The following is a 21,985-nucleotide window of genomic DNA, read 5'->3' as shown; positions in this document are numbered from 1 at the left end:
GCGCTTGTAGCACTTTCGTTGTATTCTATCGTAACACAAGAAATGCGTTAGTTATACAAAGATGCACTAGTATAGCTAATTAGTTTATATATTAAAACTTATAAAACAACGAAAAATTAATATCACCGTATAAATTGATTTTACAAATTTCACTAAATATCAAATTTGCAGATAATTTCTGAGTAAAATACGGCCAAGTAAATTATTTAAAAAGAACCTAAGAAGAAGAAGTGATACTCAAATAGTAGTACAAATAGAGTATCATTTGAAAAAGGAAAGCATTCATTTAAGCATGCGAGATCAAAATGAAATTGCAACTTTTGCTATTGCTTTGAAATCCAAAAGAAAAGGCAAAAACAGTTCTTGGTCAAATACTGTTCGTTTTACCTTATTTTCTGACAATTTGATTTTAGTTAGCAGATTGTGGAAATTGGCGTAGCCAAATGCAGTGCGCTCAATTTATTTAATTTTGCGATAGAAGTTTTCTAAGTATCCGTTGGAATTACTCCGGTGTTAACCTGTTAATTACGCTTTAAGCATAGAAGGCTGGAAAGTACAGTGGTATTTTGCTATCAGGTCGGATTGAGCCAGCTAACGTTTATCGTGTCTGCGACATAAGACTCTGTGCTTATAGTTGTTAGCCAAGCTAATGAAACAATCTTTAATATCAAGAGCAAACTTAATATAATCAGCAAAAAGGGACATAATTCAAACTTGTTATAAATACTGAGGTTGGTATTTTAATGCAAGAGAATATGTCTTTCTTTTTGTGCAATAAATTAACAGGATAAATTATGGAGCCGGATTATCAAGCTTTTTGTTTAGAGCAAATTGCTTTTTGGATAGCTACTTATTACAAATTATATTGACGCAGTTTTTGATATATAATATAATCATTTTCATTATGTTAGGTGAATAAAGTTTGATATTGTTAAATTGCTTGTACTTAGGTTTGCTTTTAAAACTATTTGAGTATATTTTAACAACAAAAATTATTATAAAAGAGGAAAACATGTCTGATTTAATAGTAACAAATAAACTAACAAAAAAGTTTAAAGATCAAGTTGTACTCAATCAAATAAGCTTACATGTCCCGGGAAATCAGGTCTATTGTTTACTAGGCCCCAATGGCGCAGGTAAGACTACCTTAATGAAGATTTTAACGGGAATCATACCAGCTACAAGTGGTGCCATTACGTTTGCTGGTCACGATTGGTCTAGAGCGGATTTATCTGCTATTGGTTCTTTGATTGAAAACGCACCTCTTTATGGTAATTTAACGGCTGCTGAAAATCTCCAGGTAGTTTGTCGTTTAAGAGGGGTCGAAGAAAGCGAAATACCAGCTATTCTGGAAAAAGTAGGCATTAGTGATACGGGTAAAAAACTGACCAAAAATTTTTCTCTGGGAATGAAAGAGCGCCTTGGAATTGGCTTAGCTCTTGTTGGCCAACCCAAGTTGTTAATTTTGGATGAACCGACAAATGGACTTGATCCACTGGGAATTCAGCAATTGCGGAATTTGATTTCTAATTTTAAGAAAGAATGCATTACTATTATCATTTCTAGTCATATGCTTTCTGAAGTTGAGCGTTTGGCCGATAAGATTGGCATTATCGGCAAAGGCCAGCTTTTACTTGAAAAAACTATAGATCATACAGAAAATCTGGAACAATTATTTAATGATACTTTAATGAATGCTGGTGTAACGAATGCTTAACTCATTATCTATTGAAGTGATAAAAACAAAAAGAACTTTAGTCAGACAGTTATTGTGGCTTTATCCTCTTTTAGTAATAATTGTAGTGACAGTGCTTTTTGCCACTACTGGTTACGCTATTCAAAGTGTCATTAATCAGTGGAGTACTATTTGGTTACCCTTATTTCTTGCTTTGATTGTTGGTCTAATTGATCGACATGAGAAAAAAAGTACGAACTATAAGTTGATTTTGAGCTCACCTTACAATTTATTTGATTATGAATTAGGTAGAATTCTACACGTTGCACTTTTAACATTAGTTTCTTCTTTATTCTTAGCCCTTTTTGTAAGCTTGCTTTATTTCATTTCTGAAATTAGTGTCTCGTTAATTTCATGTTTTTTGGCAATTTTCGGTATTTGGTTAGTCAATCTTTGGCAAATTCCTTTATATCTTTGGCTTAGTCGCCTTACTAATATGTATGTAACTATTGTATTGGCCTTTGCCGGAATTTTTAGCGGCATAGAAGTAAATAGTTATTTCCTTGGCAAAATTTGGCCATTTACTTGGTCTGAACTTTTCCCAGTACCCTTGATAAAAATGAATATTAACGGATTACCTCTAAGTCATAATGTGGCAGGTTCAAATAATTATTGGATTTTAGCAGCAGCTATTCTGCTTTTCGTTTTGTTCAGCTATCTGGCTGCCAGATCATTTAAGAAGCAGGTAATCAAAAATGCTTAAAAATATTTTTCGGTCAGAAAACGTTAAACTTAAGCGGAGTTTTTTATTATATTTACATTTGTTAACTTTAATTGTTTATCCATTATTAATGGGACTTTATTATGGTACAAGAAAAAACATTGTAAACTCATCCGTTATGATAATAACTTTTTACGAATTGCTGGCGCTTATTTCTCCGCTGGTTATTAGTATTGTCATCGGGTTAGTTTTCGATCGTGAGGAAAAAGCTGGTCATTGTAAAAATTGGTTGGCTAATCCCGGCAAAAAGGGCCTAACTATCGAACTGCAACTATTATATTATTGGCTATTATATTTCCTTGAAATTATCGGAATGAGTTTGATTTATTTCTTTATTTTAAGGTTTGCCTTTCAGATAAATATATCCTTTATTAAAATTTTACTAACCAGTTTTATTTTTGCACTTTTCGGTCTTATTCAATATGAATTAGCCCAATGGATAGCCTTAAAGTTTAATGTTGGTGGTGCTATGATTCTGGGCTTCTTTGGTGTCGTAATCTCAGGCTTAAGCATCACCAGTCTTTTTGATTTTATCTGGCCTGTGGTTCCTTGGGCGTGGCAAATAAGATTAATAACATTTTGGGAATCTACTATTAGCAGTCAAGTACAAATCCTGACGGCTTGGGAAATGGTTATTCCGTTAATTTTAACTGTGGTTTTAACTTGCTTAATTATAAAAGTGTTCGACAACTGGCAAAATTAAAACTGTCAATTAAATAAATAATTGTTCATTGTCGTTGATATAGTTGGTATATATAAAAAGAATCAAGTATTTTATTAGCTGCTTGATTCTTTTTATTTTACCTTATTTTCTGACAATCTGATTCTAACTAGCAGATTGTTTAAATTGGTGTAGCCAAATGTAGTGCGCTCACCTTATTTGATTTTGCGATTGAAGCCTTCTAAGTATCCGTTGGAATTACTCCGATACTATCTCTTTAATTACCGCATAAGTGGTGCATGAATTTCTTTAGTAGTCATTAGAAAAAGCATGTCACTTTATAGTAAAAGTTCGAGACGAAAATTCATTATTTAAACTCCTTTTATGTTATTGGTATATATCTGTATAATTAATTTAATGCTATATAATATCAGTTGTATATAAAAAAGTAATAATAATTTATATATATATATATATATATATTTATATATATCTAAAAAACATTTTTATTTTAATGTTATTTATGCTACACTTGGGTTAAGTAGAAGTATATTGCTTAAAGGAGGCAAATAATGAATAAACACCATTTTAGCATTAAACTTACAACGTACTTAGCTACTATTGCTATGACTGTGGTAGGTTTAAGTATTATTAAACCGCAAACAACATTTGCGTCGGCTTCACCTCCTACAAATTCAGCAAAAGAAACGAAAATTGCAACAAGAGATATTCGGACAGTTCCATGGGGCGATAGTGATGTGTCACTTAGCTATGATTCGACCAGTAAAACATTAACAATTCCTGGTAGCTCCACAGCTGTTAATGACCCGAAACCGCTGGCAAATGCTTTATATAATGTAGGGCTTGATCCTGTAAATGTTAACCATATTGTTATTCAGGGTTCCTTGTCACTTAGCGGGTCAGTCAGGTATCTATTTAAAGGCTTTAGTAATATAACTAATATAGACGGCTTGGACAAGCTTGATACTAGTAAAGTTACTGATATGACAAGCATGTTTTCAACATGTATTAATCTAAGCGATGTTAATCTAAAAAACTTTAATACTGCCAATGTTACCAGAATGACAAGCATGTTTTATGGTTGCGAAAATCTTAAAAATATTGATGTTAGTACCTTTAATACCGAAAATGTTTCATTATTAGCTGGCATGTTTGAAGAATGTTGGAGACTAAGTGCAATTGATTTAAGCAACTTTAAAACTAGTAAGGTGACCGATACCAGTACCATGTTCTCGAATTGCTATTTACTAAAAAGCATTAAGTTTGGTGAAGATTTCAAAACTGATAATGTTACTGATATGAGCTTGATGTTTAACAATTGCGTTTCCCTAACTGACTTAGATGTTAGCGGCTTTTCAACTGCTAACGTTACAACTATGTCAAGTATGTTTGGGGCCTGCCAAAGCTTAACAAAAATTGATGTTAGCAAATTTAATACTGATAAAGTAACTGCAATGAATAGAATGTTTATGGGCTGCAAGCATATTACAGAGCTTGATCTCAGCAACTTTAAAACTGCGAATGTTTTTAATATGAGCGAGATGTTTAAGTTTGATTATGACTTGAAGAAACTTGACATTAGCGGTTTTGATATGAGTAAAATTACATATATTTCCGAAATGCTAATTGATTTGCAGAGTCTAAACTTGTTAAAGCTAGGTAAAGATAATATTGTCAATGGTACTGGATTAAATACTGATGGCACTTGGCGTAATGTTGCTGGTGGTACACTTAATGAGCCTAAGGGCAAGAATAGGTGGAGCTCAACAGAGTTAATGGCAAATTATGATCCAGCTAAAGATGCCGATACTTATGTTCGTGAGGGCACACACTTTGATGAGCCTAAGCCACCAACACCGCCGACTCCGCCGACTCCAACGCCACCAACTCCAACGCCAACACCGACGCCAACACCACCAAGTCATTCATCTGGTGTTATAGAGCCGATTGCAGGAGCTGAGGTCAGAGTCCATTATGAAGATAAAAATGGCCTTAAACTAGCACCTGATAGAATCTTGAATGGTAATGTTGGTGATGGCTACATTACCCAAGAACTGAAATTTGCTGGTTATTTATTAAAGGCAAGACCTTATAATGCGACAGGCTTCTTCAGCTACGAGCCTCAGACTGTAACTTATACTTACCTTAAAGGGACTGAAAGAATGGTAATGCATAATTCGTATCTCTATGATATTAACGGTAAGCGAGTAACAGGCGAACTTATATCAGGCCAGATGATTACAACCTATGATGCCGAAACCATAAATGGTCAAAAGTATTATCTTTTAGATAATAATACGTTTGTGAAGGCCACTAATATTACAGGCCAAAAGCGTAAGTTAAAGCATAATGCACTCATTTATAATCAAAAAGCAAAGAAAATAAGACATGCCAGTCTAAAGCGTGGATGCAAAGTTAGAACATATGGTGGTGCAGTAAAGCGGAAAGGTCGTTATTACTACATCATCGGACTGAACCAATACGTGAAGAAAGCTAACTTTTAGAATTTTTGGTTAAGCAGTTCAGTAGTACAGCATAAATATGTTTATAACTACTGAGCAAAAACGGTCAAGAAAGAATTCACAATTTAAATGCACCTAATAGTAAGAATAAGCTATTAGGTGCATTATTTTGTATTATGCTATTTAGCAATTAGTCCCGAAAATTGTAAAAAGGTCCCGAAAGTTGCTTAACTTCCAGGACTTATTTTTTCTAGTTATAAATTTAATTCTGCTTTTAAGGCTTTAGGTTAGTACAGCTGAAAAATTTAAACCTTTCTCTTTTAAAATCTTGATAATTTCTCTTGGCGTCTTCGTCATAAAGTAAACCCTTCCCTGTTTTTTATTATGCGTATAAATTTAACGGGGTAAGTTTAAAATTAAGTATCTTCCTATATATTAAGATATTTCCTTAATTAAATTCATCATTTTTTATCTTCCATAATTATAAAAAGGGGTACATGATTAGTAATAGTTATTATATTAGTTTTTTTTACTATTGTCTCGTTTTGCGCTTTTGTTCCCAAAATAAAAGCAATGGCAAAAGATAATAATTTTTAAAGAAGAGAGGTTAAAAATATGAATAAAAAACTTGTTCGTTATTTAGCGGCTGGTTTTTTAGGACTGGCTGCTATTTGCACATTTAATCAGCAAGCCCATACTGTTCAAGCAAAGATTCCCAGCACCATAAGAACCGTTATGTATACGTCACAAGCATATGATGAGAATGGACAAAGGGTAGATGCTAAGTATCCAGCTTTTCGCCGGATTGAAGTTGATAAAAAACCTGTTATCTTAGATTTTGAGCCATACGCACCATATTATAGAATTAGCGGTAAAAAACAATTTATCAAAGCTAATAACATTGACGGTGTTAAACGTGCAGTTAAGCATAATTCTTATGTTTACGCTACCAGTTCACGCAGGGCTGATTATCGTTTAATTAGAAAAGGAACTTCCGTTACAACTTATGGTGGTACCGTTAAATTTAAGAATGGTTTGCGCTACTACCGTATTGGTGGTCCTGCAAAGCAATATGTGAGAGCCAGCAACTTGGGCAAAATCACTGCTTCAAACACCGAAGAAACGATCGCAACAGTAACAAGAGATGGCGGTGCCCCAATTTATGAGATCAAAAATGGGGTCAAAACTACTAAAAAGGCTAAAAAAGGCACTACCTTCGTAGTCGATCGTGCTGAAGAACAAGGATACGCTGAAGAAATTAGCCAATTGGCTATACCAAATGCAGTTATTTATCGTATTAAAGGAACGAATAATTGGCTCTATTGCCTAGACGTTAAAGTTAAGAAAGATTTGCCTTCTCATTACTATGATTATGAGCACTATTCTTATATTAGATTTTATCAAGATACAGATGTCTATAATGCCGATGGCACCAAGCAAGATCACAAAGGACAAAGAATTAGGAAACAAGGCGGTAATTTAAAGGTAGATAAATTGCTTTATATTTGGGTACCAGCCGAAAATAAAGCAGAACTGTTTTACCATTTAAAAGGTCATAAGTTTTATGCCACTGACCTTCCAGGTGGTGGAGGACCAGATTCAATTGATGTTGGTGATGGCTATGTTAAACAAAGTGATGTTAGATTTATTGCCGGTGTCAAATTAAGCCCAATTAATACAGCAGAAGAAGCACAACAAAATGCTAAGCAAAAGACGGCCAAATAAATCATTATAGTAAAAATAAGCTGTTAGGTGCATTATTTTGTACCTTCAATAATCGTTAATAAAAGTACAAAATGAAATTATATGGTTTCTCGTTTTGTTATAGAAATTAGAAGGTCAAAATTTAAGATAGTAATTTTTAAAGAAGAGAGGTTAAAATACATGAATAAAAAACTTGTTCATTATTTAGCAGCTGGTTTTTTAGGACTAACTGCCGTTTTGACATTTAATCAGCAAGTCCATACTGTTCAGGCAAAGATTCCCAGCACCATAAGAACGGTTATGTACACGTCACAAGCATATGATGAGAACGGACAAAAGGTAGATGCTAAGTATCCAGCTTTTCGCCGGGTTGAAGTTGATAAAAAGCCGTTAATCTTAGATTTTAAGCCCTACGCCCCATACTATAAAATTAGCGGGAAAAAGCAATATATCAAAGCTAATAATATCGATGGCGTTAAACGTGAAGTTAAGCGTAATTCCTATGTTTACGCTACCAGTTCACGCAGGGCTGACTACCGTTTAATTAGAAAAGGAACTTCCATTACAACTTATGGCGGTACTGTGAAGTTTAAGAACGGTTTGCGCTACTACCGCATTAGTGGTCCCGCAAAGCAATATGTGAGAGCCAGCAACTTGGGTAAAATAACCGCTTCAAACACCGAAGAAACGATCGCAACAGTAACAAGAGATGGCGGTGCCCCAATTTATGAGATCAAAAATGGGATCAAAACTACTAAAAAGGCTAAAAAAGGTACTACCTTTGTAGTCGACCGAGCTGAAGAAGATAACTATGCGGAGGAGATTGGCCATTCGGCTATTCCTAATCCTACTATTTATCGTATTAAAGGGACGAATAATTGGCTCTATTGCCTGGACGTTAAAGTTCAAAAAGAACTTCCACATCATTATTATGACCTTGAGCATTATTCTTATATTAGGTTTTATCAAGATACAGATGTCTATAATGCCGATGGCACCAAAAAAGATATTAATGGGCAAAGAATTAGGAAACAAGGCGGTGACATAAAAGTAGATAAATTGCTTTACATTTGGGTGCCAGCCGAAAATAAAGCAGAGCTGTTTTACCATATGAAGGGTCATAGATTTTATGCCACTGATAAGCCAGATGGAACAGGTGGTGGTCAAGTAGATTTTGGTGATAGCTATGTCAAAGCGAGTGATGTTAGATTTATTGCGGGTGTAAGACTAAGTCCGATCAATACTGCAGAAGAAGTACAGCAAAATGCTAAGCCAAAGACGGCCAAGTAAAACGTTTTGAAAAAACTGAATAAATAATTTAAATGCACCTAATAGTAAAAATCAGCTATTGGGTGCATTTTTGTATTTATTATAAAAATATATTTCAAAATTATCTCAATACTTTTATCAAATCATTTTTGAACCTTTTTATTTAAATTTTCACTGAATCAAAGTAAAGTTTTTGTAAAATATTTATTTTATATCTTAAGTTAATTTAAAATTTAGTCATCTTTTTCATTGTACTTATTGACAGCGCTTTTTGTTAGAACTAGTGTACTAGATGAATAGTACAAAGAAACAGAAAGTGAGGATTAGCTATGGCTGAAATTTTGCAGGTAAGTAATGTTACTAAAATTTATGAAAAACAATATCAGGCAATAGCAGGTATTAGTTTTGGAATTAACTTTGGCGAATTTGTGGCAATTATGGGTGCGTCTGGTTCAGGTAAGACCACTTTACTCAATATGATTTCAACTTTAGATACGGCTTCTGGCGGCAAAATTTATGTTGATGGCCATGAAATCTCAAAATTATCTGATGATGAGGCTGCCAACTTTCGCAAAACAAAACTAGGCTTTGTTTTTCAAAACTATCGTTTATTAAAAAGCTTAACGGTAAGGCAAAATATTGCCGTTCCTATGTCATTACTGGGTAAGAATAACCAAGAAATAGATCAAAAGATTGATAAATTAGCTGAATATTTTAGATTAAGCAATCAACTTGATAAATACCCCGTTACTTTGTCGGGTGGTCAAAAACAGCGTGTGGCAATTATTAGAGCCATCATTAAAAATCCCGCACTATTATTAGCTGATGAACCAACAGGAGCATTGGATTCAAAAGCAGCAAAATTAATCATGGAGTATTTAGCAAAAGTAAATCAAAAATTTCATACTTCTATCTTAATGGTTACTCATGATAGTTTAGCGGCCAGTTACGCTAATAAAGTTATTTTTCTAAAAGATGGGAAAATTGTTGACCAAATTGTTAAAAAAGACAGCAATAACACTTTTCAACAGGAACTAGCAAGGAAATTAGCCGAAGTAGAAGTTTAAGGGGAGTGATATTAATTATGAATTACAAAGTAATAGCTAAAAATAATATCAAAAATAGTTTTGGCCTATACCGAAATTATTTTATATCGCTTTCGTTAATTCTGGGATTATTCAACACGCTGCAAATTTTCGCCAAGGACCATGTAATTGCAGATTCCTTATCGAGTTCAGCCAAAGTAGAGTTTATGTCTTACGTTACTTCGGTATTGTTTACCTTATTTACAATCTTCTTTATTATTTACTTTAACCGCTTTTTCTTAAAGCAGCGTGCTGAAGAGCTAGGAATTTATTCAATGCTGGGTATGTCAAAGAAGAACATTACTTCGATTTTAATGACAGAAAACACCATTATTATTGGAATTGCCTGCTTTGTTGGAATGCTTATTAGTATTTTGTTTTATAGTTTAATAAAAGTACTTTTGATTGTAGCTTTAAAGCTTGATATACCATATTTAACACATTTCACTTTGTCACCATTCATAATTACAGGAGTACTTTCAATTTTTATGTTGTTAGTTATCTTTTTTGATAATTACTATTTAATTAAGCACTTATCTATCTTAAATATTTCTAATTTAAATCAAGTTAGTGAAAAAGCAGTGAAAACTAAGTCCTGGACAGCTTATTTAGGAATGATTGCGTTATTAATAGCTTATGTCTTAGTTTTAGATCTCGTTAAGCAACAACAATCTTTATGGGTTAAAATTGGTTTTGCACCAATGGCAATGATTTCATTAGTATTGGTAATAATTGGCACATTCTTAATTATCAAAAGCACTTTGGTTTATTTTATTAATCGAAAAATTAATAATCACCGTCAGTTGTACCGACCGACGAGCAATATCTTTTTACCAGAATCACTGTTTAAGCTAAAAACTAAATCAAATTTATTGGTTGTACTGTCCTTAGTTATTTCAGCTGTTATTGGTCTTGCCAGCACGACTTTTATGCTTCTAACTTATCCAAAAGCTTCGTTTATGAAAACTATACCTTCGGCTATTGAAATTAATCAGAAACTTGAACCTAATCAAGTAACCAAGGTAAAGCAAATAGCTAGAAAATATGATGGCAAATTTAAAGCAACAAAGGTAATTAAACTGATTTCTGATAAACCAATAATGGTAAACAAAAAGCAGTCTACTAAAAAATGCAAAGTTATTAATAAACAGGATTATCAAGAGCTGTTTAAATTACAAGGTAATAAGCAAGTCCCAAACCTTACATTTACTAAGGGAACTGAATATATTTATGCCTTTTATAAGCCAAATAAATCTTGGCGAAAGGTAAATATTAATAGTATCAAGCTTAATTTAAAAGAAATGCACATGTGGCCTATGAACGCTGGATATGGCTATGCATATATAGTGCTGAATAATCAAGACTTTAAAAAAATAAGTAAACATCATTCAGCTAAAATGGTTTATACGGTTAATGGGCCTAATCTACGAGATAACAAGCAGCTTTATCAAGATATTAAGCATATGAACATTAAGTTTTTAAGCGCTTATAAAAAGAATAAAGATGCGGTTGACAATAATAGTGCAACATTTTTAATGGAAGCTTTCATTTCTGTGTTATTTTTTGTCTTTATAGGTTGTATTCTTTACTTTACTACTTTAATGGAAACTACAGAAGTAACTGACGAGTTTAGATTTTTAGATAATATTGGTTATAGCAGAAAACAATTGAGAAAAATAGCTAGTGCTAGTAATTTATTGCTTTTCGTTTCTCCTGCAGTGATGGGACTATTAAATGGATTAATAGCTTTTATTGGCTTTAGATACAGTTTTTTGGAAAATGATGTTGTGGAACTCATAGGAAGCTTTCAAATTGTGGGTAAGCCAATTATTGAAACATGTTTATTATTTTTAATAGTTTATGGATTAATCTACATTTTTTCATACCATAAAACTAAAGTGCTATTGGAAATATAAGTAAAATAAAAATTGAAAAATAAGATCATTAAATCTTATTGAAGAAGGGCAGACCCACAAATTTTATACATACTTCGTACTTTGTGATCCATTTAAGATGCAAAAAACTAGTATCAAGACTGAGAAGAAATGTATATGAAAAAGGCATTGAGCATTAAACTCAATGTCTTTTGTTGGTCTATAAGAAATAATACTTCAAGACTATTCAGTCAAGTCAAGATTGTATTTTTCAAAAATAGCTATTTCTAAGCATTTTACTCGGGTAGCAATAAGAAAATCAGGCCAGTATCTAAATAAAGAAAATTTGAACCGCTTTTTGGACTGGTTATCATATCCACTAAGCCTAAGAAAAAAAATACCAAACCTAAAATAGCAGAAAATTTTTTCGAATTTTTATATGCTTTTTCAGAAATTTTTTTAATTCTAGTAGTGGGATTCTTTCCAAAAAAAGCTGATATAAAGCACATGAGGGCTAAAATTAAAAAGCAGAATAGGAAACCAATACTTTTTCCTAAACCAAAAGTTAAAAAGATGCCTAGCAGAATTTGTATAAAACCAGATATTATATGTTTAGTTTTATAAGATAAGTTTTTTAAAACCATAACATTATGACGCTTTCTCTATTATCAAATAATCTTGTATATAACTTGATATCAAAGATAGTATTTATATTATATTTGGATATATTAAACCCTGATAATTAATGAAGACTGCTTTTAACACCATTTTTGTATATTCTTTTTTCGTTTATTTTCATTTTATTAACAATGTCTTCTCCCAAATCACTGTCAAGCATTTCCGCAATACCCAGTAAGAATATTCCCACATCCGCTAATTCTTCATTGATGTTTTGTTTATCATTTTTGCGCCAGGCTTCAAATAGCTCGTTAGCTTCTCCATGTAATCGCAATAATTCAAACTCAATATCTGTGGTATTGAAGCCGTGTTTTTTCTTATTTTCCATGACTGCTTTTTGCAGTTTCTTAGTATCTATGATCAATTTTGACTCCTGAATAGTGTTTTTATTCCATTTTATATTTAATTTGCATAATGGAAGTAATAAATATCAAATTAGGTTAAAATTTTACTATCTTAATACTCTGGAATTGTTTTGCTTATTCTGTTAGGTTTATTTTATATTTTTAGTGATTATCATTCGCAAAATAAACGATAGAGTTATTATGAGGTGAAAATATGTTGTGGATTATGATTTTACTTCTTATGTTATTTGCGGGAATGGAATATACAGGAAGGGAACAACTGCAAGCTCTTAACAAAATTTTTGCTGGGGTAGCAATTGCAATTATTGTTATACCCCCAGTTGTATCTTACTTGCTATTTAAGAATTTCAATGCTTTAAACGGTGTCAGCATTATTCTTGGGGTAGTTCAGGTATGTATACTAGCAACAATATATTTTATATTCAGAAAAATCGCTCTAAACGATTAGTTATTAAAAGCAAGCACAATGGATATATGATAAAAATTTTGATTATAGAAATAGCTTAGGGATTTTTTAAAAATCCTTTTGCTAATATTTTGACTCCAAGCTACAGTTAGCTTGGAGTTTTTTAAGTTAAAAACAATTGACCCAAAAAATTATTGTCATAATCTGAATTAGAATTTGCAATAAAATCAAAAGAACTAACTTGCGAATAAATCGTGTGTTAGTTCTTTGCGTTTAGTCTTAATTTTAGGGATGTTATCAGTTGGGAATTATTTTAATCTTTTTATTTGCAATTTTAATTAGGTAATCACATTCTTGCCAAACACTCGGATCATGAGTTGCTATCATAATTGTGGCAGCGGGATCAAAATTATTTAACAAGGTTTTTAGCACTACTTGGCTATTTTCTGAATCAAGCGAACCGGTTGGTTCATCTGCAAATATCACTTTGGGAGTTTTTAAAAGTATGCGGGCTAGCGCTACCCGTTGCTGTTCACCTCCGCTGAGAGTATATACTTTTTGATTAAACGGCATTTTTTCCAGACCCACTTGTTTTAAAGCTGACTGCATTCGTTTGCTTTTTTGTCCTTTAGTTAATTTCTGATTAGCAAAGCCTAATTCTAGGTTTTGCTTGACGGTCTCCGTGTCAATTAACCCAAAATTTTGAAAAATAAAGCCAAAAGTTGTGCGATATAGTTTTTTGCGATTTTTACCATTAACAGTTAGATCAGTAATAACAACTTTTCCGGATGAAGGTTGCTCAAGTCCGCTTAAAACATTAAGAAAAGTTGTTTTACCAGCACCACTTTTGCCCACAATAGCATAAGTTTTACCTGTTTCTAAAGTGCAATTAATATCTTCGAAGATAACTTTTTCTTTAAACTTTTTAGTAAGATGTTCTACTTTAATCAATTTTTCGCTCCTAATTTCCGTGATTAAGGGTAATTAATAAATTGTGCTGTGCGTGAATATAAGTTAATAAAATAATACCTGCTTCTATTAAAAGGTAACTTAAAGTAAGCGGCATTAAGTTTAAATATCCTCTTTTAGCTAAAACCAAGCTAATCATTAAGAAATCAAACCCCAAATTAACAATTAAAAACGTGCAAATTAGTTTAGCGTTAGATTTTCCGAATACCTGATAAACCGCCATTTTATGCCTCTGGCTTTGCAAGAAGGTTGAGCTGACAAACAAGATAATAAAAATTAATTGCAGCAGTGATATGATTGTCGTAATGGTTAACAGGAGCAGCTCCTTATTTGCTTTTGCGACATAATCCGAAAGCAATGCTTGCTGGCTGGTAATTCCAACAGTATAAGGGGTTAAACCTAAACGCTTCACTAATCTTTGCAGGGCTTTAAGATCGGGAAAGCGAATCATTCCTTGACTGTTAGTTGACAAATAGAAATCATCCGATAACGACTTATCATTCACCACGATAATTAGCGGATTAAATGAAATAGACGATAGTATCTCGTCATTAACGGTATAATTAAGGACTTTTTGATCACTTGCAATTGGAATGACCTGAACCGATGGCATCTTTTTTTGCTTGCGATAGCGGTTAGGTAACTTATTTTGAAACTTAAGGAAGCTCTTCAACTCCTTTTTAGCTTCTTCCAGTTGGTCTAAGCGATTCTTTGGTACTAAGAGCAAGACATTATTTTTAGAAACTTTAATATGTTTAGAAGTGAGACCACTCTTTGCCAGGAAGCTTTTATTGGCAGTAATCACATTGCCATTTTCAGGCTGAACATCCCGCATTGCTGGTCTGAATACCTGTGAATTTTTTGCAATGATTGCTTGCGGAGACTCGACCACCAATTTATGAACCTTTCGCGCTACTTTCATATCTTCAGCCTTGTCCGAAGTATGCCAACTAAGATCCAGTGAATAGCCATTTTCTTTAGCAGAAAGTTTTTTGATGATACTCGTGTCTCTTGTATAAATCTGGTAATTCTTATATAAAGCTATCGCGTTAAGCATTATTAAGGCCAGCAGTACTATTTTTAAAAGATAGCCAATTAATAAAAAAGCTCCGGAATGTTCTTCGCCCTTGATTGCGGCATATGGCTTTAATAACACCAGTACCAGATAGGATAAGACGTTTAAGGAGAAGAAACTTAAAAATAAAAGCAATAATACGAGTAGCAGGTAGGGTAAAAAAGTTGTCCAACCTTTAGCAGTAAATGAATAAGATCCCCAAGCGACTATGAATATTACAATTAAGCCGAGAGCTGCAACTAATAAAGGTGCTTCTCTTTTTAAGTCGTTCATAAAAAGCTGCCAGTTATTTAAGCCGTTAATTTTCATTATGCCATACGCTTTGAAACGGTATAATTTTTCGAGCACCATTACAATGAACAAAATGCTGATAACACCCAAAAATATGAGTACATTGGTACTACTTAATTCCGTTAGAAGTAAATGTAAAATATAATTAAATGATAGGGAGTTGTCCTCAGTTCGTACTTTTAATTGGTATGAATGGAGTAATGAAAGCAAATCGCCCAAAGCTTCATTTTTTGCATTAGTACAATATACTCCGTAAAGATCTTCTAATTGTAGCTTTTTATTTGATAGTTTTTTAACAGATTTATCTTTATAAAGTGAGTAATCTTTATTATCATTGCCAAAACTATAGACTATTTTACTTTGATGGCCATTAAAATTATTAATTCTTAGCTTAACTAAAGAAATATTCTTAGAATGGGCAAACTTTTGTAATATGATAAAAAAACTTTTTTTATTATGTTTTTTGTTCCATTCTTTGCTATCCGTTTTTTGCCATTTCCTAATTTGCGAATTATTAAGTTTTTTTGAACCATAAATTTCCACAATGGTTGGATTATCGGGTAAAGAACTGTCATCATAGGAATGAAAAATGTTAGTGAACAGGGCGATAGTAGCAATTGTAATTAGCAAGTAAAGTAAGATTTTTATTTTTCGTAGCACATTTAAACCTCTTAAAACCTCTTATCCAAAATGGCTCTGTCAAAATCGAATTGGTATTCTGTATCTTTTATCATATATGTAATTTTAGCTATTTACTATTAGATTAAACGAGTTATCATGTTCTTTCAACTGTGCTTTGCTTTTGATGTTGAAAAGATTGTCGAAAATAATTTTGTAGGTATGTATTTAAGTCATTAGTTATTTAAACGAAGAGCTCTGCTATTTAATCAGTTTGAATTAATAATATAAGCTATATTTTTATAACTAAAAAATACTCCCAGTAAAGAATAATTTAATACTGAAAGTATTTTAAATTGAACAATTAATGAATTTTACGGATCACCACCATATTTTTTACGCAGCTTTAGGTCATAGTATGTTGCCAAAAGCAGAATTAGTGCCCAGAAAACGCATAGTGCAATTATTGGCCATACATCTACTATTCTTTGAATATAAATTGAAATGTTAGCTTTAAGCGGAAAAATTATGTACCAAAGTACCGGAACCCAGGGAACAAGTATAACACCAAGGGTTAAACACATATCAAAGCTTTTGGGATGAGTCCGAGGCCTGCAAAAGACTTCTTTTTCGTGTCTTTTCACATATATTGCGCTAATAATTACTAGTATAATTAGCACAAATTGCAAAATTTTCAGTATTGTGGTTACAAATGGTGGAAACATTATCTTCAACCTCCTTACTTTTATAATCTAGTATTATGTAATTATGAAAGCTTATTACTAATTAATTTCTGTGATGCGTGTCTTTTAGCAATATCGAATTTGATTTTAAATTGACATTAAAAAAGAGTAATATACATCTAAATATTTTCTATAGTGTTTGAGGATTCATTTAAAACTTAACCTCTAATGAGTTCTTAGTTTCATAATATCATTTAAGCGAAGTTTTTAAAGGGGTTTCTACATGAACAAGTTTGATCGGACGATTAGGAAATTAAGAATATCACGAAGGATAACACAACAAGTGTTAGCGTTTTTGATCGTATGATTACGAAACTGCAAATAAAATTGTTGACAAAATTATTGAAGCGATCAATAAATATTACCCCTTAAATAAGTCTTTAAAAGTAAATACATTAGTTAATCAGGTAATGGCTGAAATGTTGGCACATAAATTTGACTTGGTAGCAGCTAATTTAATTAAACTAAAACTTCTAATTAAAGACTTGGGCCAATATGATAAATTACTTGTAGCTAAAGTCAGTATTGCTGTTTGCCAGAAAAATAAAGCTGCAGTATTAGAGCGAGTATGTTTATTTCAAAAAATTGAAACTAATCATTTAGCTAATAACTTAAGATCAGAAATTGATGAATTTTATAGTTTAATAAAACAAGCCAATTGCTTTTTTAATAAAATGAACTACTATTTGGTCAATATTGTAAATGAGGTGGCAATAATGACTAGAAAAGTGAAATTTGGTATATTTGCATGTATTGTTGCTGTAGGTCTTTTTTTATTTTACTATTGGGCATCAAATGACTATGTACCTGATGTAGCACAATATCAGATTAATCAAATAATAAGAAAACACGATATCCGAGAAATTAACCAAGTAGCAACTAATAGGAAAACAGCGAAATTTTTACATTCTCTTAAAATTAGTGATCGCTGCCAGAAAATTAGCGAGTTTCAAGGTGGAACTGAAGAATGTGGCTATTATGTTGCAAGTATCAAAAATAAACCTGTTGGGATTTATATGCAAAAAAAATCCAATTCTTTTTGGAATTGGAAAATAAAAAGTATCGTATGTTTTGATTAAGCCAACCCTATAAAAATGTAGGCTACTTCATATATCTATAAATGACAGGTTGCGAATTATTAAGATTTAGGCAACATTTTTACCAGATCACTTAAATCCAATCCGTAGTTTCTAATACAAATTTGAAATTCTAATTCAGGCTCAGGTAAATACGAGGTACTAAAAAAGGCACCTATTGCTCCAAGTAGTCCTAAAGCCCTGCGGAAATCCTCTTTCGTAAAAACTGATAAGTAAATGTTATCATCATAATCATCTACTCTAGCAGTGTATTCTGTTTCTAAATTTTTTAGAGTGCTTTTGAAAAGCTTCATTAAATTTTCTTGTTTTGTTTTTTCCATGATAATTTGTAACTCCAATTTATGGTTATTGATCTGGCTAAAGTATAATTAAAAAATTATTCCTTGCTTTTTATGCTAGTCGGCAAAATTTTGTATCATAAAATAATGTTCTATTCAATTACTTTTCTTAACCAATACAACATATTAAGGTGGTATTTTATACTCATTATATGTTGTATGCAAAAATAAAGACAAAAGAAATCTAGGATTTTAATGGTTAAAAATGGCAGACTTTATTTCTACTTATCATTCCAGTAATTATTTTAACCTGGATATTAGGTGAACATAGTATTAGCCAAACTAGTAAAACTCAAAAAATTCCTTTTGATTTTCAGGGTGGGCTACTTTTAATTGTATTTCTAATGTCAGCTTTATTTTTACTTTTAGGCTTTACAAGTGGCAACAACATTTATGTACAACTAATACTAACACTGATCACTATTGTTACCGGATTGTTCTTTATTTTTGTTGAAAAACACAGTCAGCATGCAGTCTTAAAAGTAGGCTTATTTAAAAGCTGGCTGTTTAACACCTTTTTGCTGGCATTTTTTCTGTTGCAATTAATGTCACTTAGCATGTCATTTTTGATACCCAACGTCTTACAAACTGCTTTTAAACAAACAACGGCCACAGCAGGGTTACTGGTTTTGCCGGCTGTCATTATAGATGCTCTTGTCTCTGCGTTTGCTGGAATAACTTATGATAAGGTTAATCAAAAGTTACCAATAATATTTGGAGTAGCAATAATTCTTCTTACCTTTATAATTACGATTATCGTTCAATGTACGCCTGCCAATATTAAAAATGAACATTGGCCTACTTTTTATCTACTACTTTTCCTGGAACCGGTAGGTTAAACTAGGATAAAAAATAAGAATGCATCAATTTGCGGAATATATGAAGTTTGATTAGTCCTATCAAAAATTAATTCTAGTAGAGAAAATGCTAAAAGTGCTAAAATTGTGTATTTGCCAAACTTTTCTACGCCATCCAGATTAGCCTTTTGAATAATTTTTACAGGGTGGGTGGTTTTTATGAAAATAGCGCCTAGCAGTAATATCACACCAAAGAAAAAGTAAGTATATATAGCTATCTTATCTTTATGATAATAAATAAAAAGAATACCAATTAAAAATTGTAAAATGCCCATTAAAAATAAGGCAATTTTAGGATTAAGTTTATATTTCAGCATGATTTGAAACCTTTCAAAATTAAATTTAATAAGTCTATGCAATAAAAAAGTAATCTTTTCTGCCCATTATGTAGCCGAATAATAAAAAACATGTATTGAATTTAGTCATTCTGTTCTAAAAGAGTGTTGTCCTGCAACACGTAATGTTTAAAGTTATTGTCTTTAAATATTTGCTCATCGTAATGGTGTGCAATTTCCAATACAGTGCAGTCTAAATTGTTTATTACTTGTTGTACTTTTTTACTTGTTTCACTATCTAAAGCCGAGGTAGCTTCATCTACTAAAATAATCTTTTTACGATATATTAGTGCGCGAGCAATTTCAATTCTTTGCTTTTGTCCACCTGAAAGATTGGCACCATTTTCACCATAATTTTTGTCTAGGCAATCATCACCTAGTTCTGCTAATAAACCAACTGCTTTTAATGCTTTCAAGCATTCTTCATCCGAAAACAGTTTACCTAGAGTCAGATTAAGACGCAGAGTATCATTAAACATGAAGGGACTCTGAGCAATATAAGCAAGTTCACCAGAACCAGCGATATTTTTAACTACTTGAGAACCATCTTGGAGAAAAATTTTTCCGGCTGTAGGTTTAACGAAGCCTTCAATTAAGTTAAAGATAGTTGATTTGCCGGCACCAGATTTACCAGTAATTAAAATTTTGGTTCTGAATGGAATTGATAAACTTAAATTTGTTAAAATCACCTTTTTGTCATTATAAGCAAAACTGACATCATCTATCCTGATATCAGGAGAATTAAGGTGACTGTTCTTGTTTTCTACAAATTCAAGTGGATACAGTTTGAGACTTTTACGAATATTTTCTGTTGTCTTCATCTCATTTAGACATTGTGAGGCATTTCTCAGGGGTCCAACGACACGGTCACTGGCTAAGAAAATGGCGATAATAGCTGCTGGTTCAGCCTGACCATTGATGACAAAAAACAAACCTGCACCAAGAGGAAGAATAAAACTCAATGCAGAAAGAATGGCACTGAGAAAAATGGCCCAAGCTTGATAGTCATTCATCTTTTTATATGAATTTTCTGTTTGCTGCAAGTAATTTTCGGTATCCTTAAACATTGTTTTTTCAGCTAAATAGGTTTTGATTGTACGAATACCATTAAACAAGTCAGTTACTTTGCCTAAATAAGTGCTGCTGCTTTTTTGCCAAGTTTTAGAGGAATCACTTAATACTTTGCCAAAAATTTTAGATGAAAGCATTGGCAGCAGTGAAAACAAAATAAATAAAATCCCAATTGTAAAATTAAGCCAAAGAATATAAAAGCTGGATATTGCAGCCATCAAAATGGCACCACACAATTCAAAAAAATTTTTAAAATAATTAGTTTCAATTAACTTGAAGTCGTTAAAAATCTTTGAAACATTATCTGAAGCAACGGCAGCAAAGTCAGGGTTAACTATCTGAGCGTAAACAAAGCTGTCTTTTATTTTGATATTCATTAATTTGATTGCCTGATTGATCCAGATTTGTTTTAGGGTCATGGCGAAATAAACTAATCCCATAGCCAGTAGACTGCTAATGATATACAACACTGCTTTCATAGCAGACGTATGGCGGTTGAAAAGCGTCACATTTGAAACTACTGAAGATAAAACCACGCCATCAAAAGAATAAATTATAGTTGCAATTAGAATTCCCAATAATAAGGACTTAGGTAGTGTTTTAAAAAAAGTTTTGAAAGACATTGCTTTCTCCTGGTATTTTGAAATATAAAAAGTTTTAATTAAATTAAACTTCATCTTATCATGAAATTATAATAATATTAAATTATTATTTGAATATTTTATTAAAAACATTATGGTGCTAAATTATTTTAAAAGGAGCAAAACGATGAGAATTAACGTTTTACAACACACGCCAAACGAAGGTCCCGGTTCAATCCAGGAATGGGCTGATCTGCATCAGCATGACTTTTATGTATATCATCCCTATCAGTTTGGCATTTTGCCTAAAGCTGCTACAACAGATTTACTAGTTATCTTAGGCGGTCCGATGAGTCCAAATGATGATCTGTCATGGATTAAGCAGGAGCGCCAGTTAATTAAGCAGCTATTTCAAGAGGAAAAGCCTGTTTTAGGAGTATGCTTTGGCGCCCAACAAATTGTTAAAACTTTAGGCTATCAGGTTAAAAAGGCGCTGGTTAAGGAAGTAGGCTGGGGGCCGGTCGAATTGCAATCCAAATTAATTACCGGCTTACCTGAAAGTTTAGAAGTATTGCATTGGCATGAAGAAATGTTTGAAATACCAAAAGACGCTGACGTTTTATTTTCTAATGCTAATTTACAAAATCAAGGTTTTGTTTTAGGCAAGCAAGCTGTTGGTTTGCAGTTTCACTTAGAACCAGAAAAAGATAATATCAAAGAGATTGTGGTTAACGATTCTCAATATCTTTCTGGGTCAGTGTTTAAGCAAACAGCTAAGCAGATTATTGAGCATCCTGTTCCTAAAGAAAATAAAACGGCGATGTTTTGCATTTTAGATTATTTGACGGAATAAATAATTTAGATATAGAAAATTTGTTTTAAAATTACTTGAAAGTGATGCAATTACCGTTAAAGAATGGGAAATTTTGATTGCAATTCTCCAAGATTTAAAGCAAAAGCATTATTTCCCGCGCAATCGGTGATTTACAAGCTGGTCTTACACCAATGGCAGTGAAAAATGAACTGTCA

20 protein-coding genes and 2 pseudogenes are annotated in these 21,985 nt (G+C 32.4%); 12 read left to right on the top strand and 10 right to left on the bottom strand.

Going from position 1 to position 21,985, the window contains the following annotated elements; all coding sequences use genetic code 11:
• Positions 1-300: 300 nt before the first annotated feature.
• Positions 301-501: pseudogene (locus AAA915_RS06590) on the bottom strand (transposase); the annotation flags it as partial.
• Positions 502-1,012: 511 nt separating this feature from the next.
• Here AAA915_RS06590 and AAA915_RS06585 point away from each other — a divergent pair.
• From AAA915_RS06585 to AAA915_RS06575, 3 genes are read left to right on the top strand one after another with little or no spacing between them, the layout of a single operon-like run.
• Positions 1,013-1,717, top strand: a complete 705-nt coding sequence (locus AAA915_RS06585) for a lantibiotic protection ABC transporter ATP-binding subunit (protein WP_338200500.1) — start codon at positions 1,013-1,015, stop codon at positions 1,715-1,717.
• On the top strand, positions 1,710-2,438 hold the full coding sequence (locus tag AAA915_RS06580; RefSeq protein ID WP_338200498.1) for a lantibiotic immunity ABC transporter MutE/EpiE family permease subunit: 729 nt from the start codon (positions 1,710-1,712) through the stop codon (positions 2,436-2,438). Before AAA915_RS06585 ends, AAA915_RS06580 begins: the two co-directional genes overlap by 8 nt.
• Positions 2,431-3,159: an ABC-2 family transporter permease gene (locus AAA915_RS06575; protein ID WP_338200496.1), complete on the top strand. Its 729-nt coding sequence runs from the start codon at positions 2,431-2,433 to the stop codon at positions 3,157-3,159. The genes AAA915_RS06580 and AAA915_RS06575 overlap by 8 nt, the downstream gene beginning before the upstream one ends.
• A 92-nt stretch (positions 3,160-3,251) precedes the next feature.
• On the opposite strand, the pseudogene AAA915_RS06570 reads toward AAA915_RS06575, so the two are convergent.
• Positions 3,252-3,380, bottom strand: a pseudogene (locus tag AAA915_RS06570) (transposase); the annotation flags it as partial.
• Between the two features lie 309 nt (positions 3,381-3,689).
• On the opposite strand from AAA915_RS06570, the gene AAA915_RS06565 reads away from it, so the two are divergent.
• The 5 genes from AAA915_RS06565 to AAA915_RS06545 all read left to right on the top strand — a co-directional run bounded on the left by AAA915_RS06565 (position 3,690) and on the right by AAA915_RS06545 (position 11,574).
• Positions 3,690-5,642 (top strand): BspA family leucine-rich repeat surface protein, encoded by a 1,953-nt coding sequence (locus AAA915_RS06565; protein ID WP_338200494.1) that lies wholly within the window; start codon positions 3,690-3,692, stop codon positions 5,640-5,642.
• Positions 5,643-6,215: 573 nt separating this feature from the next.
• Positions 6,216-7,325, top strand: coding sequence for an SLAP domain-containing protein (locus AAA915_RS06560; RefSeq protein ID WP_338200492.1), 1,110 nt, complete (start codon positions 6,216-6,218; stop codon positions 7,323-7,325).
• A 159-nt stretch (positions 7,326-7,484) separates the two neighbouring features.
• Positions 7,485-8,594, top strand: a complete 1,110-nt coding sequence (locus tag AAA915_RS06555; RefSeq protein WP_338200490.1) for an SLAP domain-containing protein — start codon at positions 7,485-7,487, stop codon at positions 8,592-8,594.
• A gap of 308 nt (positions 8,595-8,902) precedes the next feature.
• Positions 8,903-9,640: an ABC transporter ATP-binding protein gene (locus tag AAA915_RS06550; protein WP_338200488.1), complete on the top strand. Its 738-nt coding sequence runs from the start codon at positions 8,903-8,905 to the stop codon at positions 9,638-9,640.
• Positions 9,641-9,657: 17 nt separating this feature from the next.
• The gene (locus AAA915_RS06545; RefSeq protein ID WP_338200486.1) at positions 9,658-11,574 is read left to right on the top strand and encodes an FtsX-like permease family protein; all 1,917 of its coding nucleotides are present in this window, start codon (positions 9,658-9,660) and stop codon (positions 11,572-11,574) included.
• 254 nt (positions 11,575-11,828) lie between these two features.
• On the opposite strand, the gene AAA915_RS06540 is transcribed toward AAA915_RS06545, so the two are convergent.
• Both AAA915_RS06540 and AAA915_RS06535 read right to left on the bottom strand, forming a co-directional pair.
• Positions 11,829-12,176 carry a hypothetical protein gene (locus AAA915_RS06540; protein WP_338200484.1) on the bottom strand — a complete coding sequence of 116 codons (348 nt, stop codon included), beginning with the start codon at positions 12,174-12,176 and terminating at the stop codon, positions 11,829-11,831.
• A 98-nt stretch (positions 12,177-12,274) separates the two neighbouring features.
• Entirely contained in the window at positions 12,275-12,574 is a 300-nt protein-coding gene (locus AAA915_RS06535; protein WP_338200482.1) for a MazG nucleotide pyrophosphohydrolase domain-containing protein, read from the bottom strand.
• A 194-nt stretch (positions 12,575-12,768) separates the two neighbouring features.
• Here AAA915_RS06535 and AAA915_RS06530 point away from each other — a divergent pair, with 194 nt between their 5' ends.
• Positions 12,769-13,023 (top strand): hypothetical protein, encoded by a 255-nt coding sequence (locus AAA915_RS06530; RefSeq protein ID WP_338200480.1) that lies wholly within the window; start codon positions 12,769-12,771, stop codon positions 13,021-13,023.
• Between the two features lie 255 nt (positions 13,024-13,278).
• Here AAA915_RS06530 and AAA915_RS06525 read toward each other — a convergent pair whose 3' ends face one another.
• The 3 genes from AAA915_RS06525 to AAA915_RS06515 form a co-directional block, all read right to left on the bottom strand.
• Positions 13,279-13,932, bottom strand: a complete 654-nt coding sequence (locus tag AAA915_RS06525) for a putative bacteriocin export ABC transporter (RefSeq protein ID WP_338200478.1) — start codon at positions 13,930-13,932, stop codon at positions 13,279-13,281.
• 10 nt (positions 13,933-13,942) lie between these two features.
• A complete protein-coding gene (locus AAA915_RS06520) occupies positions 13,943-15,976 on the bottom strand; it encodes a hypothetical protein (protein WP_338200476.1) in 2,034 nt (677 codons plus the stop codon).
• A 332-nt stretch (positions 15,977-16,308) separates the two neighbouring features.
• The gene (locus tag AAA915_RS06515) at positions 16,309-16,659 is read right to left on the bottom strand and encodes a hypothetical protein (protein WP_338200474.1); all 351 of its coding nucleotides are present in this window, start codon (positions 16,657-16,659) and stop codon (positions 16,309-16,311) included.
• Positions 16,660-17,087: 428 nt separating this feature from the next.
• Between AAA915_RS06515 and AAA915_RS06510 the strand changes: the two genes are divergently transcribed.
• Positions 17,088-17,756, top strand: a complete 669-nt coding sequence (locus tag AAA915_RS06510) for a hypothetical protein (protein ID WP_338200472.1) — start codon at positions 17,088-17,090, stop codon at positions 17,754-17,756.
• 59 nt (positions 17,757-17,815) lie between these two features.
• Here AAA915_RS06510 and AAA915_RS06505 read toward each other — a convergent pair whose 3' ends face one another.
• Complete coding sequence (locus tag AAA915_RS06505; RefSeq protein WP_046325577.1) at positions 17,816-18,094, bottom strand: hypothetical protein; 279 nt, start codon at positions 18,092-18,094, stop codon at positions 17,816-17,818.
• 362 nt (positions 18,095-18,456) lie between these two features.
• On the opposite strand from AAA915_RS06505, the gene AAA915_RS06500 reads away from it, so the two are divergent.
• Complete coding sequence (locus AAA915_RS06500; RefSeq protein ID WP_338200469.1) at positions 18,457-18,951, top strand: MFS transporter; 495 nt, start codon at positions 18,457-18,459, stop codon at positions 18,949-18,951.
• Here the strand turns inward: AAA915_RS06500 and AAA915_RS06495 are convergent.
• Both AAA915_RS06495 and AAA915_RS06490 read right to left on the bottom strand, forming a co-directional pair.
• Positions 18,948-19,286 carry a hypothetical protein gene (locus AAA915_RS06495; RefSeq protein WP_338200467.1) on the bottom strand — a complete coding sequence of 113 codons (339 nt, stop codon included), beginning with the start codon at positions 19,284-19,286 and terminating at the stop codon, positions 18,948-18,950. The two genes, AAA915_RS06500 and AAA915_RS06495, sit on opposite strands and share 4 nt — an antisense overlap.
• Positions 19,287-19,387: 101 nt before the next feature.
• A complete protein-coding gene (locus tag AAA915_RS06490) occupies positions 19,388-20,998 on the bottom strand; it encodes an ATP-binding cassette domain-containing protein (protein ID WP_338200465.1) in 1,611 nt (536 codons plus the stop codon).
• A gap of 145 nt (positions 20,999-21,143) precedes the next feature.
• On the opposite strand from AAA915_RS06490, the gene AAA915_RS06485 reads away from it, so the two are divergent.
• Positions 21,144-21,809, top strand: coding sequence for a type 1 glutamine amidotransferase (locus tag AAA915_RS06485; protein WP_338200463.1), 666 nt, complete (start codon positions 21,144-21,146; stop codon positions 21,807-21,809).
• Positions 21,810-21,985 lie beyond the last annotated feature (176 nt).

It is taken from the genome of Lactobacillus rizhaonensis (assembly GCF_036246345.1).
GTDB classification, from domain to species: Bacteria; Bacillota; Bacilli; order Lactobacillales; family Lactobacillaceae; genus Lactobacillus; species Lactobacillus rizhaonensis.
Note: the sequence above shows the minus strand (reverse complement) of the source record. Positions and strands in the feature narration are given on the sequence as shown.